Here is a 15,524-nt window from a genome sequence, read left to right on the forward strand (position 1 = left end):
CCGTAGTCACTGTGGTTCGCCAATAATGATCTTAATTTTAGACAATAATAATAATCGTGCGATTGGTTTAAATGCAGCCCTCACTTTTATCGGAGAAGCTGTACAACTCGTTGATGAGTCAACACTTCAATCATTTTGTGAAAAACATCAACAACAAGAGTGCATGGTTATTCTTGGTGCACTTCAGCAATTAGATCATGAGTCTGTCATTAAGCAGTTTCCTGCGATCCCTTTTCTTTTGATTGGTGAAACGTTAAAACCACTTTTAAGCATTGCCAATGTTGTAGGCTTAATTTGTGAGCCATTTAATCATGATGTGACTACGCAGCTTTTACATGATTGTCAGCAGTATCAACGTATGTTGCCGGGCGATCATAAACAGTCAAAATCGAATAAATTGTTTGATGGTTTGGTTGGTGAAACAGATGCCGTTAAAGATGTGCGCTTTTTAATTGAGCAAGTTGCTAAAACCGATGCCAATGTGCTGATACTCGGTGAATCTGGAACGGGTAAAGAAGTGGTTGCGCGAAATGTTCATTTGCTATCTAAGCGCAGCTCCGGCCCATTCGTTCCCGTTAACTGTGGTGCCATTCCGGGTGAGTTATTAGAAAGTGAATTATTTGGCCATGAGAAAGGCGCATTTACAGGTGCAATTTCGGCGCGAAAAGGACGTTTTGAATTAGCCCAAGGTGGTACGCTCTTTCTTGATGAAATAGGTGATATGCCGCTACAGATGCAAGTAAAGTTGCTGCGCGTTTTACAAGAGCGAAGCTATGAGCGGGTCGGTGGTACGAAACCAATTCAAGCCGATGTGCGTATTATTGCAGCGACCCATCGCAATTTAGAAGAGATGATAGAAAAAGGCGATTTTCGTGAAGATTTATTCTATCGTTTAAATGTATTTCCTATTGAGAACCCGTCTTTAAGCGAACGCGCTGATGATATTCCGCTCCTGCTTAAAGAGTTAATGCGTCGTGTTAACGAGCAAAGTGGCACGACGGCGAAGTTTACAGAGCGAGCAATTCAAAGCTTAAAAGAGCATGCGTGGCCTGGGAATATTCGTGAACTGGCAAACTTGGTTGAGCGTATGGTGATCATGTTCCCTGATAAAGTGGTTGATGTGCCAGATTTACCTGCAAAGTATCGTTACATAGAAGTTGAAGCCTATCAGCCTGAGTACCCTGAAGAGTTGATGGAACGAGATGCATTTAACGATATATTCAGCACTGGCTTTAGCGATTATGAAGATGAAGAGCCGCAAACGCCCGCTACACATGTTGACTCGGGTTTATTACCAGATGATGGCATTGAGCTTAAAGAATACTTAGCAGAACTTGAAATTAGCCTAATTAGTCAAGCGCTTGAGCGTTATGACTATGTTGTAGCGCGTGCTGCCGAAATTTTGGGCGTGCGCCGCACGACACTCGTCGAAAAAATGAAAAAATATAACTTATCGCGAGACTAGCGCTTGTTTGTATTATGTAGGTCGATGTTTACGGGAATACCTGAATTAACAGGCTAAAGTACGACCTACTTGATATCGCATTACCTTCCTTTATTTAAATCAAGCGCTTAATATTGCTCGATTATCTGGGCTTTTCTAAAACAATCATTACTGTGATCGTTAACCATGCCACAGGCCTGCATATGGGCATAAACAGTTGTTGGACCTAAAAATTTAAAACCACGTTTTTTTAAATCTTTTGCAAATGATGTCGAGGCTTCAGTAATGGCTGGGTAATCTTCAAGTTTATCGACATTATTCACCAAAGGTTTGCCCCCAACGAACTGCCATTGGTAATTTGAGAAGCTACCAAACTCTTTTTGTATCTCAATAAATCGCTTGGCATTATTAATCGTGGCGGCAATTTTTAAGCGATTGCGAATAATGCCGTCATCTTGCATTAGGCGTTCAATGTCGCTGTCATCCATTTGTGCAACGTCGTCAACAACAAAATTTTTAAAGGCGCGACGGTAGCCATCACGCTTTTTTAAAATTGTGTACCAGCTGAGTCCTGCTTGTGCAGATTCTAAAGTAATGAATTCAAAAAGGCGGTGGTCATCATAAATTGGCACCCCCCATTCTTCGTCATGATAGGCGACATAATCGTCTTTGCTGGTATCGAGCCATGGGCAGCGGTTGTGGTGATGGTGTTGCATCGTTCCCTCGCAATTGTCATTTTTTTGTCGTTGTAAAATTAACGCTAAACTACTGAAATAAAACAATAATAATTATGGTACGGATTGTGCATTTATACAGCTAGACACGATTTTTTGAGTATCGATTATGGCCTTAGCACATGTACTAAAACCACAATTTATCACAGCTAATCAATATAACCCATGTTTACAGCAAGAAGAGTATGTGGGTGAGTTGAGTGAACTTCGTCAGCAAGCAAGTTGGTTGAGCCATTTGGTTGATACCATGCCTGCGGGGGTTGTGGTATTGGATGGCCGCGGCATGATTGCAAAAGCGAATCAAATCGCTATCGATATGCTTGGTGAGCCTCTGGAAGGTGAAAAGTGGTTCAGCGTTATTCAGCGCTCTTTTCGTCCTAAACAAGATGATGGTCACGAAGTCTCACTCAAAGATGGTCGTTTGATTAAGCTTGATATAACGGCTCTGACGCCAGAACCGGGGCAATTAATTTTAATGACCGATTTGACCGAAACACGCCGACTGCAAAAGCGTGTTGCGCACATGCAGCGCCTGAGTGCGCTGGGTAAAATGGTCGCATCGCTTGCGCATCAAGTAAGAACACCGCTTTCGGCTGCTATGTTATATGCGGCTAATTTAGGCTCTAAACGCTTACCTGAAAGCTCACGGGGTAATTTTCATAACAAGTTAATGTCACGATTAAAAGATTTAGAAACCCAAGTGAATGATATGTTGTTGTTTGCTAAAAGTGGCGAACAGCAAGTAGTTGAGCGTGTATCAATGCAGCAATTACTCAATGAAGTAAAAGCAGGAGCTGATGCTATGGTGGCGCAAAACCACAGTGAATTAACCGTTAGTTTGCCAGAGCCCGATATTGAAATTGTGGGCAATAAAACAGCGTTAGCCAGTGCTGTTCAAAATCTTATTCATAACAGTATTCAAATTATTGGCCAGCACGCAAAAGTGTCACTCAGCGCTCAGCGTGATGAGAGGAGTGAACACTGTGTTCGTATCAGCGTCAGCGATAATGGCCCTGGAGTCGATATTAGCCAAGCCGAAAAATTATTTGAACCCTTTTACACAACGAAAAGCCAAGGTACAGGGCTTGGGCTTGCAGTCGTAAGCTCAGTCGCTAATGCGCATCAAGGGCGGGTCGAAGTGGCTAATAATGCCCATGGGGGGGCATGTTTTAGTTTAATCCTGCCCATTAGTGCAGAAACTACGTCAGTGGAGGCAAGATGAATACGAACTCTATTTTAGTCGTTGAAGACGACGCAGGCTTACGCGAAGCCTTAATTGATACATTGGAAATGTCAGGTATTGATTGCATCGCTGCCGACAGTGCCGAGCAAGCAATGGTATTGCTAAAGCAAGGAACGTATTCATTGGTGGTAAGCGATGTACAAATGGGCGCGATGAGCGGCCTTGATTTATTGCGTAGCATTAAACTTAATTACCCTGAACTACCAGTATTAATGATGACAGCATACGCCACCATTGATGATGCGGTTGAGGCAATGCGTTTAGGGGCCATTGATTATATGGCTAAACCATTTGCACCCGAAGTTTTACTGAATATGGTGAGTCGTTATTTACCCGAGAAAGAAAAAGAAACCGATGGGCCGATTGTCGCGGATCCATCCAGTATTAAATTACTTGAGCTGGCCAGTAAAGTGGCACGTTCAGATGCCAGTGTCATGGTGCTCGGACCCAGTGGTTCGGGTAAAGAAGTGCTGGCGCGCTTTATTCACGATAAATCAAGTCGCGCAGATGCTCCTTTTGTAGCGATTAACTGTGCCGCTATTCCTGAGAACATGTTAGAAGCGACCTTGTTTGGTTATGAAAAAGGCGCGTTTACTGGGGCGATTCAAGCGTGTCCGGGCAAATTTGAACAAGCACAAGGTGGCACTATCTTGCTTGACGAAATCACCGAAATGGATTTGGGTCTGCAAGCTAAGTTATTGCGTGTTTTGCAAGAGCGTGAAGTTGAGCGTTTGGGTGGTCGTAAAACCATTGAGCTCGATGTTAGAGTACTCGCAACCAGTAACCGTGATTTAAAAGAAGCTGTTAGCGAAAATTTATTCAGAGAAGATTTGTATTATCGTTTAAATGTTTTTCCTTTAATGTGGCGTCCGCTGTGTGAGCGCCCAGGTGATATTATTGTCCTTGCAGAGCATTTAATTGAGCGTCATTGCATCAGAAGTAAAGAGCCTATCGCATTATTAACTGAGCAAGCTAAGCAAAAACTGCTATCGCATGCTTGGCCGGGTAATGTCCGTGAACTTGATAATGTGATTCAGCGTGCACTGATACTATGTGATGGTAATAGCATTCATGAAGACGATATATTTATTGAAGAGCTCTTAGTGGTTAAAGCACAGACTGTAAATAGTGCACCGGTGCAAAATGCCCCGGTTTATAAAGAGCAAGTGGTTAACCCCACGCATGACGAAATTCCATCTGTTAACGAGCAGGGAAATTATAAAGATGAGCTTAAAGACAAAGAGCATCGCATTATTTTAGAAACCCTAGCTAGGTGTCAAGGAAAGCGTAAAGAGGTTGCTGAAACATTAGGGATTAGTCCACGAACACTTAGATATAAACTAGCTCAAATGCGCGACTTAGGTATTGCATTACCCGCTTAAAAGCATCCCCCTTTAACTGACAAGCTCACTCCATGTGGGCTTGTTTGCTGTCAAAACTCTGACAAACAAAATAACCATCTAACACATTGATTTATAGTGTTTTATTTTGTGGCACGTTTTGTGCTTTATCTGTGTATAAGTAAACTGCATTGTCAGAGAGTATTATGAAAGTTCAAAACAGCGCATTATTTCAAGAAATGCAATCTATGGCACTTGAAGCTAGCCGTAGTCAATCCGTTAATAATTTACCAACTCAGGCTCAGCCAACATCATCGGCGCAATTTGGTGACTTACTTACAAGCGCGCTAGATACCGTTAATGGCCTGCAGCAAGAAGCAAAACAAAAAGTAACAGCACTTGAGATGGGAGACCGCAGTGTATCCCTTGCTGAAGTAATGATTGCTTCGCAAAAGTCTTCGGTTGCTTTTGAAGCAACGGTGCAAGTTCGCAACAAACTTGTTGAAGCATATAAAGAAATCATGAACATGCCTGTTTAACTAGGTAGTGGAGAATTATTGTGGCGCAATCTAATCAATCAACTGATCTAGCCCTCGCAGGCGGCGGTGTCGATACTTCAGACACGGATGATCAACAAGAGCAAAAGTCAGGCTACCTCAGTGCCCTCAATGGCGTTGATGTATTACGTCAGGTGACGTTGGTCATTGCACTGGCTATTTGTTTGGCAATCGCAATTTTTATTATTATCTGGGCTCGTCAACCAGATATGCGACCGCTGGGTAAAATGCCAACCGAAGAGCTTATCCAAACGCTGGACTTTTTAGACGCACAGAAGATTGATTATGAACTTGATGGTAATGTCATCTCAGTTGAAGAAGGCGAATACCAAAATATTAAATTATTGATGGCCCGTGAAGGTCTTGAGCAAGCGCCAAGCTCAGGCACCGACATCATCATGCAAGATATGGGCTTTGGTGTTAGCCAACGCTTAGAACGTGAACGTTTAAAACATGGTCGTGAGCAGCAACTTGCTCGCACAATCGAAGAGCTAAAAAATGTCACTCGCGCCAAAGTGCTTTTAGCAATTCCAAAAGAAAACGTATTTGCTCGTCGTGAAAAACTACCATCAGCTACCGTTGTACTGACTCTTAAACGTGGCCGTATGTTAGATGGTGAAGAAATCGACTCAGTTGTTGATATTGTTGCCTCTGCAGTACAAGGTCTTTCACCTGAGCGTGTTACGGTGACAGATCAAAACGGTCGCTTACTTAATTCGGGTTCACAAAATTCACTGGCAGCGCGTTCTCGCAAAGAATATGAAATTGAGCGCAAGCGTGAAGAAGAATACTTAAATAAAATCGACAGCATCTTAATTCCTGTCGTAGGCTTAGGTAATTACACTGCGCAAGTTGATTTAAATATGGACTTTAGTGCGGTAGAAGAAACACAAAAGCGCTACAACCCAGACTTACCTGCAGTGCGCAGTGAAACAACATTTGAAGAAAATAACATTGGTGGTCTTGCTGTGGGGATCCCAGGTGCCTTGACTAATCAACCGCCTGTTAATTCAAATATTCCTGAAGTTGCAGGACAGGGGGGTGCTGGTAGTGCAATGAACCCAAGTCGTTCGCACAAAGAAGCAACCCGTAATTACGAGCTAGATACCACTATTTCTCATAAGCGTCAGCAAACAGGTGTTATTCGTCGTATTAGTGTATCTGTTGCGGTTGACTATGTGCCACAAGTGGGTGAAAACGGCGAGACAACAATGGTTCCTCGTTCTGTTGAAGCGCTGTCAAATATCCGTCGCTTGCTACAAGGCGGAGTGGGGTTTGATATGCAACGTGGTGATGCGCTTGAAGTTGTTACTGTTCCGTTTGTACGTGAAGACACCGCTGCGGCCATAGAAGTGCCTATTTGGGAACAAGACTGGTTTATGAAGATATTGCGTTTATCATTAGGTGCATTAGTGATTATCGTACTTATCATGGCGGTTGTGAAACCTATGCTGAAACGCTTAATTTACCCAGATGATACACTTGAAGAGTATGATGAAGATGCACTTAGCTCTGGTGTAGATATTGGTGATAGTACGCTAGATATGCTAAATAAAGACTTTGACTCTGCTGCTGTAGGATTCTCAAGTGATGGTACACTACAGCTGCCAGATTTACATGGTGATGAAGATTTACTCAAAGCAGTTCGTGCATTGGTTGCTAATGAACCAGAACTGTCTTCTCAAGTAGTGAAAGCGTGGTTAACTGAAGATGACTGATCAAGAACAAAAACAACTCCCACCGGCGTTTGATGTTGATAAATTAGACGGTGTTGATAAAGCAGCGATTTTATTGCTGAGTTTATCGGAAGAAGATGCTGCGCAAATTCTAAAACACTTAGAGCCTAAGCAAGTGCAAAAAGTGGGCATGGCGATGGCTGCATTAGACGATTTATCGCAAGCGAAAATCAGCGCCGTTCATAACTTGTTTATTGAGCAAATTCAAAGCTTCAGTACCATAGGTTTCCAATCTGAAGACTTTATTAAAAAAGCGCTTACGGCCGCACTTGGTGAAGATAAGGCCGCCAGCCTAATCGACCAAATTGTGATGGGTTCGGGAGCGAAAGGTCTTGATTCACTTAAGTGGATGGACTCGAAACAGGTGGCTAATATTATTCGTAATGAGCATCCGCAGATTCAAACCATTGTGCTTTCTTACTTAGAGCCTGAGCAATCAGCCGAGATTCTGTCGCAATTCCCAGAGAAAGTGCGTCTTGATTTAACGATGCGTATTGCGAACCTTGAAGAAGTTCAACCAGCTGCATTGCAAGAGTTAAACGAGATCATGGAGAAACAGTTCGCCGGCCAAGCAGGTGCACAGGCAGCGAAAATGGGCGGCTTAAAAGCAGCGGCAGATATCATGAACTACCTTGATACCAATATTGAAGGTCAGTTAATGGATTCGATTCGTGAGCATGACGAAGAAATGTCGCAACAAATTCAAGACTTGATGTTCGTATTCGAAAACTTAATGGATGTAGAAGATCGAGGTATTCAAGCGATTCTGCGCGAAGTACAGCAAGATGTCTTAATGAAAGCGATTAAAGGCACAGATGAGGCACTGAAAGAGAAGATCTTAAGTAATATGTCTAAACGTGCAGCGGAATTACTGGCCGACGACTTAGAAGCTATGGGCCCTGTGCGTATTAGTGAAGTAGAAGCGGCACAAAAAGAAATTTTGTCTACAGCACGTCGTTTAGCTGACTCAGGCGAAATTATGCTTGGCGGTGGCGGTGGTGAGGAGTTCCTGTAAACCATGACAAAGCCTTCCTTTCATCCCGGACGCCCAGTTCATGCAAGTGACGCAGTCGATGAACTACTCGAGAACTGGCCGATTCCTGATGTAGCGCAAGATACCCGAAAGTTTGCTGGGCGCTCAACAGCTTACGGTACCCCTTTGGCTGATCTGTACCGTAAAGAGCAAGAAAAAAAAGACGTTGAAGAAGAGCCAGAAGAACCTGAATTTCCACCTTTGACGATGGCTGAGCTTGAAAAAATTCGTCAAGATGCTTTCGACGAAGGCTTAAAGCAAGGCCATGAGCAAGGTTACATTGATGGCTTTGAAAAAGGCGTGGGTGAAGGAAAAGAAGCGGGCTACAAAGAGGGTGTTGAGCTGGGTAAAGCACAAGGCCAAGAAGACATAAAACCGATTTTAGAAGAGCAACTGACTACGCTAAGAAGTTTGCTTGATAGCCTAACTCAGCCCTTATCAAAAGTGGATGAAAGTGCTGAAAAGCAACTTGTTCAACTGGCCGTTATGCTTAGCGAATCGCTTATTTATCAAGAAATAAAAACATCACCAGATGTTATTTTGCACGCACTTAAACACGCTATTGATGCACTAGCAGACGAGCAAACAAGAGTGCGTATTCATCTACACCCAGATGACATTGCGCTGATCACCGAAAGTTACGGTGAGCAAACTATTACAGATAATCACTGGCAATTAGTAGCAGAACCGACACTTGAACGCGGCGGCTGCGAAATAAAAACCCCGCAATCATCCATCGATATGACCGTAAAAACACGCGTCAAAGAAACATTGGAAAACTTCTTGCATAATAGTGGTATCTAACTCTTTTTAGGCTCACTATGAGTAGTCAATCAATGACCCTTAGCGACCGTTTAAAACGGTACGAAAAGCATATTAAAGTTTCTAAACCGGCCGTTGCGGGTATGTTGACGCGCGTAGTCGGTTTGACGCTTGAAGCAAGAGGTTTGAGAGCGCCAGTAGGCAGCCAATGTAAAATAGAAACTATCAATGGGTTTGTCGATGCTGAAGTGGTTGGTTTTAACGACCAAACGCTTTATTTGATGCCAAACGACCATATTTCTGGAGTACTCCCCGGTGCAAGGGTGATCCCACAAGTTAATGAAACGGGTTTACCTGTAGGGATGGGCTTATTAGGTCGGGTTGTTGACGGCTTAGGTCGACCGTTGGATGGGCTGGGTGCTGTTAATGCTGAGCACTACCTCAAGTTTGCGCAAAATACGATTAACCCCCTTTCAAGAAGACCAATTAGTCAGCCGATGGATGTGGGTGTTCGTGCGATAAACTCTGTGATTACGGTGGGTCAAGGCCAGCGTATGGGCTTGTTTGCAGGCTCTGGTGTTGGTAAGTCGGTGCTGCTAGGAATGATGACTCGTGGTTCAGAGGCTGACGTCATTGTTGTTGGTCTTGTGGGTGAGCGTGGCCGTGAGGTCAAAGAGTTTATTGAAGAAATACTAGGAGTAGAAGGGCGTAAACGTTCAGTGGTCGTTGCTGCTCCTGCTGATGCATCTCCCTTGATGCGTTTAAAAGGCTGCGAAAGTGCAGTAACCATTGCAGAATATTTTCGTGACCAAGGGCTTAATGTGCTGTTACTGCTCGACTCTGTAACCCGTTATGCTATGGCACAGCGTGAAATAGCGCTGGCAGTGGGTGAGCCACCGGCAACAAAAGGCTATCCACCCTCGGTGTTTGCTAAGTTACCAGCATTGGTAGAACGCGCGGGGAATGGCGGCGAAGGGCAAGGATCTATCACAGCCTTTTTTACGGTACTGAGTGAGGGGGATGATATGCAAGACCCTATTGCTGACTCGGCTCGAGCTATTCTTGATGGACATATTGTGCTCTCTCGAGAGCTTGCTGATAGCGGCCATTATCCCGCAATAGACATTGAAAAGTCGATCTCGCGGGTGATGCCGCAAGTGGTGTCAGAGGCGCATATGCAGCAAGCACGTGTGCTTAAACAGGTTTATTCAATGTATCAGCAGAATAAAGATATGATCACGCTTGGAGCATATCAAAAAGGCACTGACCCGATGCTCGATCAAGCCATTAATATGATGCCAAGAGTCAATCAATTCCTACAGCAAGGCATGAAAGATGTGATCAGTTATGATGATGGCCTTCAAGGCCTTGCGCAGTTATTAGGACAAGCATAATGGCAAACAGTAAACTTGATTTATTATTAAAGCTTGAAAACGACAAAGAAGAATCATTGCGCATGGATTACTTAAAAGCGCAGCAGCACTTGCAAAGTAATCAACAAAAACTGCAAGGTCTAAACAACTTTCGATTAGAGTACTCACAGCAATTGCACTTAAAAGGCCGTTCTGGTTTATCAAGCGCAGGGTTTAGTCAGTACCATTCGTTTATAGCAAAAATCGAAGAAGCCATTCGCCAACAAGCCAGTACTGTTAATACGGCAAAACAAGTTGTATCGCAAAGAAAAACACTGTGGCTAAAACAGCAAGTTAAAGCAAAAGCAGTCGCTAAATTAATTGAGAAACACGCGTTAAAACAGGCTGCGATAGTGGCTAAAAATGAACAAAAAATGTTGGACGAGTTTGCCTCTAATCAGTTCTTCCAGCGTCAACTGAAAAACCCAACCTTATAATCCTGATTTTTAGGCATGCAATTTGCAGCTATCTGCTTAACAGCGTTAATTTTGGCACTTGCGGCGGCAAATTGCCTCTTTATATTTAGGTGAATTATGGCGATCAGTGATATTAATTTGCAGGTTAAAACTGAGCACGATACTGGTTTTTTAAGCAAAGAATCAGAGGCAAATGATCACGCATCAGGCCTAAGCTTTTTAACTGAATTGTCTGAAGCAAGCGAAGCGGTACACTCTAAAACTGTCGCTAATAAACAGAGCGACAATAGTAACGTAATGCAAAGTGAGGCTGAACAAGCAGGCGGTGTCGTAGCAAATAATACAGACAGCAAACAGGTCTCTGATAAGCCGACGCATAATGATGAAGGCACAGACGTTGCCCTCATCGAAGGGGAAGACAACCCACTGCTCTCACAAATTAATGCATCACACGCAATGAGCACGCGTGTAAACGTGCTCGCAGACAAACATGAATTTAGTGGGATTGTGGTTGATAAAAAGCCCACCCCAATTGATGATATTACGCCTGTTATTCCTTCGCCTTTAAGTGCGTCTTTAGCAGATGATGATGCGTTGTCTGACAGCGAAAACTCAGTTGCCAATCTATTAACTAAGTCTAAAGTTGCTACCGCGATTGACAATCAATTGAAACCGATTGGCGAATTGCCACCGAAAGATTCAGTCACGCCAATTATTGATAGTCCGTCTGTACTCGATGACACTGAAAATGCGACAACAGTAAACACTGCCAAGCAGCCTCAAGTTATCACGGCAAATACTACTGAGCAAAATGCAGCGATGAAACAGGCCGCACAGGCTACAGAACTGTTGAGCAGTGTAAGTAATGATACGAAGGCCGCATCGTTAGGTTCAGTGGTGACTCCCAGTGGCGAAGTGCAAGAATCGCAAGTTGTAGATGCTAAGTTAGCACCGACTAACAACGCTGCTGAAAATGCGAAAAATATCGCTAGTAAGCCAGCGATAGATACTGACAATACCATTACTAAAATGGCGGCGACAAATTCAGCTGATAGCGTGATGAGTGAGAAAGCGGCAAACGAGTCAGTCACGAATCAATCAATTGTCAGCTTGTTGGCAAAAGTACAAAGTGGTGATGGTCAAGCGGTCGGTCAATTTGCCAAAGAATTGACTTTAACGTCAACGCAGCAGGTAAAACTTGAGCAGCAAATTAATCAATTAAAGGCGGCAGGTGAGCTAAGCTCAAATGACGTTGATAAGATTAAAGCGCTACTTAGCGAAGCGATGAATACTCATAGTGAAAAAACACAGACACCGCAGCCGGCATTAGTCGCAGACGCAGCGAAAGCAGCACTAAGTAATGCTACAGAAAGCAAAGTGTCTGACAGTAAAGTCCCTGACAGTAAAGTTCCGGCTGCAATAGAAAAACAAATTGCCACATTAACGAAAGATGAGCAGCAAGCATTGCTTAATAAAGTCAACGCACAGTTGCAATCTTTAACACCAGGCACTCAACAATATGAAAAATTAGTGGCGGTGCAGACTCTTTTATCTGACGCGGTTACCCCCGTGAAAGCGGATGCTGTAACACCCACATTAACGGCGACAACAGAGTCTGACAGTAAAAGCCCTAAAGCTGAGCGCAGTGAGCAATTATCAGTGCTAAAAAATGCCAGCGCTGTAAACACAGACACTGAAACAACATCAAAGCTTGATACTTTACTCGACACTGAGCGCCCAAAAGAGGTGTCGACTGCACGAGTTGTGCAGCTTTTCAATCAGTTGACGGCACCGCTTAATCCCTCTCAAATAGGGGCTTATGACGCGGCCTATCAACAATATGAACAAGCCTTAGATGTGCATAGTTTTCAAACACAGGCTCAACAGCAGCCACACAGTAAAACAGTGAGCCTTGACCCTGGGGTGATGCAAGCAATTAATATTATAAAAAGTGATGCGGCAAAAATGCTCCAAGAGCGAGTCAGTGCCCTGTTAAATATTAATAACAAAGAAGCTGAAATACGTCTTGATCCGCCTGAAATGGGCAGCATGCAAATTCGTATCCGCAGTGATGCTGAGCAAGCACAAATTAACTTTGTTGTGCAAAATCAACAAGCCAAAGAAGCTTTAGAGCAATCGATGCCACGTCTGCGTGAAATGTTAGCGCAACAGGGGATTGAGCTAGGCGAAAGTAGTATTCAGCAAGGTAACCCTGAACAACAAGGCAGCCAGTCAGAGCAAGGGCAGCTTGCAGGGCATCATAATGACGAAGAGGTTCAGCAAGATGTCACGACGCAAAGCGTAGAAACTTCTCGACAACAATCGTCATCATCAATAGATTACTATGCATAAGTCCTGCTATTATAAGAAATAATACAGTTACAGAGAATGAGTTTACTGTAACGCTTAAGGAAGTGATTATGGCCGAAGACGCAAATTTAGAAATAGAAGATACCGGTAAAAGTAAAAAAAAGCTGATTATAATCATTGCTGCAGTTGTTGTGATTTTAGCCGCAGGTGCGGGGTATTTTTTATTTATGGGCGATGATGCCCCACAAGAAAGCCTTGCTGATGAAACAACGGTTTCTGAAACGGCTGCTCCATCAAGCTCTGCGAAGGTCGGTTCGGCGCTATATGTCGCGATGCCGCGTCCTTTTGTGTTTAATGTGCCAGGTGCCAGTCGTGATCGAATTGTACAAATTAAAGTGCAGTTATTAGTACGCGGTGAAGTAAACGAAGAAACGGCAAAGAAACATATTCCACTTATCGAAAGTACTTTATTAGGGGTGTTGTCTACGACCACAGCTGATGAACTTGGCACCAGTGAAGGTAAAGAGTCAGTGCGTGTGGCGGCACTAGAAAAAGTTCAAACTGCCTTAAATGATGTTGAAGGCAGTAAAGTGATTGAGCGGGTGTTGTTCACCGGCTTTGTGATGCAATAAGGGGTCAGCGTGAGCGATTTATTATCCCAAGACGAAATTGATGCGCTCTTACACGGCGTTGATGAAGTCGAAGAGGAAGATATTCACGACGGTGGTGATTCAGACGGTAATACACTTCAGTATGACTTCTCATCACAAGATCGTATTGTCCGTGGTCGCATGCCGACCTTGGAAATCGTGAATGAACGTTTTGCCCGTCATATGCGGATCAGCTTATTTAACATGATGCGCCGTACCGCAGAGGTATCAATAAACGGCGTACAAATGATTAAGTTTGGCGAGTACATCCATACCTTATTTGTACCAACAAGTTTAAACATGGTGCGTTTTCGTCCTTTAAAAGGCACCGGCCTGATCACCATGGAAGCACGCTTAGTGTTTATTTTGGTCGATAACTTTTTTGGTGGTGACGGGCGTTATCATGCAAAAATAGAAGGCCGTGAATTTACGCCAACAGAGCGTCGTATTGTGCAAATGCTACTCAAAATAATCTTTGAAGATTATAAAGAGGCATGGGCACCGGTTATGGATGTGTCGTTTGAGTACCTCGACTCTGAAGTTAACCCTGCGATGGCAAATATTGTTAGCCCAACAGAAGTGGTGGTTATTAGCTCGTTCCATATTGAACTTGATGGCGGTGGCGGTGATTTTCATATTGCCTTGCCGTATTCAATGCTTGAGCCAATTCGTGAATTACTTGATGCCGGTGTTCAATCAGATACTGAAGACACTGATTTGCGTTGGAGTAAAGCTCTCCGTGATGAAATTATGGATGTCGAAGTCGATTTATCAACTCAGTTATTAGAGGTTGATTTAACGCTTGCGCAAATTATGGAATTAAAAGCGGGTGATATTATTCCCGTTGAAATGCCTGAACACATTACGGTCTTTATTGAAGAGCTGCCGACCTTTAGAGCTAAAATGGGCCGCTCTCGAGACAATGTGGCATTACAAATTAGCGAAAAAATTAAACGCCCTGAATCAGTTAAGTCTGAACTCCATGTGTTCACTAAAGGTGGCAAAAAACTGGATTCGGATGCAGAATTAGCAGAACTAGAAGAAGATCTTCACCTCTCTGAAGGTGTCGATTTAGACTGGTAGTCGATTTATAAGGTTAAATATAATGAGTGATGATCAAGATACAATGGACGAATGGGCAGCGGCATTAGCCGAGGCCGAGGAAGCCGAAAGTGCAACAAGTAATGCCTCAGTTGCTGAGCTTGACGAGCTGAAAGATGAGAAGCATGAACTCTCAGGTGATGAAAAGCGCAAACTTGACACCATTTTAGATATTCCAGTCACCATTTCGATGGAAGTTGGTCGTTCTAAAATCAATATTCGCAACTTATTACAATTAAACCAAGGCTCTGTTGTTGAGCTTGATCGTGTCGCTGGTGAGCCACTTGATGTGTTAGTTAATGGCACCTTGATTGCGCACGGCGAGGTGGTGGTTGTTAATGACAAGTTTGGTATTCGTCTTACAGATGTGATTAGCCAAGTTGAGCGAATTAAAAAGTTACGATGAGCGCATTTATAGCTTTATCTAGTGCCAGTAGCACTGTTTTTCCTACAGCATCACCTACGGCAGATTTGCTGTCTATGGTGATGTCTTTGCTTTTAGTGTTAGTGGTTATTGTGGTATTGGCGTTTTTTGTCAAGAAGCTCAACCCTAATTTAGCAAACAGTGAAGAGTTTAAAGTTGTTCGCAGTTTACCGCTTGGCTCGCGTGAACGCTTGATGGTTATTGAAATTGATAATGCTCAGCATTTAATAGGTGTTACGCCGCACAGTATTAACTACTTGCATAAGCTAGAAACTCCCTTAAAAGAAAAAGAATTACCGGAACTTGCCAAGCGCTTTGGCAAGTTGTTGAACTCACAATCACCCCCTAATAAAAAGAATTAA

At 43.4% G+C, this 15,524-nt stretch carries 15 protein-coding genes; 14 read left to right on the forward strand and 1 reads right to left on the reverse strand.

Annotation, left to right across the window (positions count from 1 at the left end):
* Window positions 1-25 precede the first annotated feature (25 nt).
* Window positions 26-1,465, forward strand: a complete 1,440-nt coding sequence (locus IT970_RS04570; RefSeq protein WP_074988678.1) for a sigma-54 dependent transcriptional regulator — start codon at window positions 26-28, stop codon at window positions 1,463-1,465.
* Window positions 1,466-1,572: 107 nt separating this feature from the next.
* On the opposite strand, the gene IT970_RS04575 is transcribed toward IT970_RS04570, so the two are convergent.
* Complete coding sequence (locus IT970_RS04575) at window positions 1,573-2,160, reverse strand: DNA-3-methyladenine glycosylase I (protein ID WP_118844094.1); 588 nt, start codon at window positions 2,158-2,160, stop codon at window positions 1,573-1,575.
* Between the two features lie 127 nt (window positions 2,161-2,287).
* On the opposite strand from IT970_RS04575, the gene IT970_RS04580 reads away from it, so the two are divergent.
* The 13 genes from IT970_RS04580 (at window position 2,288) to fliO (ending at window position 15,524) form a co-directional block, all read left to right on the forward strand.
* Window positions 2,288-3,400 carry a sensor histidine kinase gene (locus tag IT970_RS04580; protein ID WP_036970150.1) on the forward strand — a complete coding sequence of 371 codons (1,113 nt, stop codon included), beginning with the start codon at window positions 2,288-2,290 and terminating at the stop codon, window positions 3,398-3,400.
* Complete coding sequence (locus tag IT970_RS04585) at window positions 3,397-4,803, forward strand: sigma-54-dependent transcriptional regulator (protein ID WP_065978745.1); 1,407 nt, start codon at window positions 3,397-3,399, stop codon at window positions 4,801-4,803. The genes IT970_RS04580 and IT970_RS04585 overlap by 4 nt, the downstream gene beginning before the upstream one ends.
* Before the next feature lie 164 nt (window positions 4,804-4,967).
* A complete protein-coding gene (gene fliE / locus IT970_RS04590; RefSeq protein WP_036970144.1) occupies window positions 4,968-5,300 on the forward strand; it encodes a flagellar hook-basal body complex protein FliE in 333 nt (110 codons plus the stop codon).
* 20 nt (window positions 5,301-5,320) lie between these two features.
* Window positions 5,321-7,036: a flagellar basal-body MS-ring/collar protein FliF gene (gene fliF / locus IT970_RS04595; protein WP_065978746.1), complete on the forward strand. Its 1,716-nt coding sequence runs from the start codon at window positions 5,321-5,323 to the stop codon at window positions 7,034-7,036.
* A complete protein-coding gene (gene fliG, locus IT970_RS04600) occupies window positions 7,029-8,069 on the forward strand; it encodes a flagellar motor switch protein FliG (protein ID WP_036970138.1) in 1,041 nt (346 codons plus the stop codon). Before fliF ends, fliG begins: the two co-directional genes overlap by 8 nt.
* Window positions 8,070-8,072: 3 nt before the next feature.
* Window positions 8,073-8,891, forward strand: coding sequence for a flagellar assembly protein FliH (fliH, locus tag IT970_RS04605; RefSeq protein ID WP_075593867.1), 819 nt, complete (start codon window positions 8,073-8,075; stop codon window positions 8,889-8,891).
* A gap of 17 nt (window positions 8,892-8,908) precedes the next feature.
* Window positions 8,909-10,243 carry a flagellar protein export ATPase FliI gene (fliI, locus tag IT970_RS04610; protein WP_075593868.1) on the forward strand — a complete coding sequence of 445 codons (1,335 nt, stop codon included), beginning with the start codon at window positions 8,909-8,911 and terminating at the stop codon, window positions 10,241-10,243.
* Window positions 10,243-10,698 (forward strand): flagellar export protein FliJ, encoded by a 456-nt coding sequence (fliJ, locus tag IT970_RS04615; RefSeq protein ID WP_036970129.1) that lies wholly within the window; start codon window positions 10,243-10,245, stop codon window positions 10,696-10,698. The genes fliI and fliJ overlap by 1 nt, the downstream gene beginning before the upstream one ends.
* Before the next feature lie 96 nt (window positions 10,699-10,794).
* Window positions 10,795-13,029: a flagellar hook-length control protein FliK gene (locus IT970_RS04620; RefSeq protein WP_196857642.1), complete on the forward strand. Its 2,235-nt coding sequence runs from the start codon at window positions 10,795-10,797 to the stop codon at window positions 13,027-13,029.
* Between the two features lie 68 nt (window positions 13,030-13,097).
* On the forward strand, window positions 13,098-13,619 hold the full coding sequence (gene fliL / locus IT970_RS04625; protein ID WP_036970126.1) for a flagellar basal body-associated protein FliL: 522 nt from the start codon (window positions 13,098-13,100) through the stop codon (window positions 13,617-13,619).
* Between the two features lie 9 nt (window positions 13,620-13,628).
* Window positions 13,629-14,720 (forward strand): flagellar motor switch protein FliM, encoded by a 1,092-nt coding sequence (gene fliM, locus IT970_RS04630; RefSeq protein ID WP_074988675.1) that lies wholly within the window; start codon window positions 13,629-13,631, stop codon window positions 14,718-14,720.
* A 22-nt stretch (window positions 14,721-14,742) separates the two neighbouring features.
* Window positions 14,743-15,144 (forward strand): flagellar motor switch protein FliN, encoded by a 402-nt coding sequence (gene fliN / locus IT970_RS04635; protein ID WP_036970120.1) that lies wholly within the window; start codon window positions 14,743-14,745, stop codon window positions 15,142-15,144.
* Window positions 15,141-15,524, forward strand: a complete 384-nt coding sequence (fliO, locus tag IT970_RS04640) for a flagellar biosynthetic protein FliO (RefSeq protein WP_196857643.1) — start codon at window positions 15,141-15,143, stop codon at window positions 15,522-15,524. The genes fliN and fliO overlap by 4 nt, the downstream gene beginning before the upstream one ends.

Source organism: Pseudoalteromonas sp. A41-2, assembly GCF_015767615.1.
Lineage (GTDB): Bacteria > Pseudomonadota > Gammaproteobacteria > Enterobacterales > Alteromonadaceae > Pseudoalteromonas > Pseudoalteromonas lipolytica.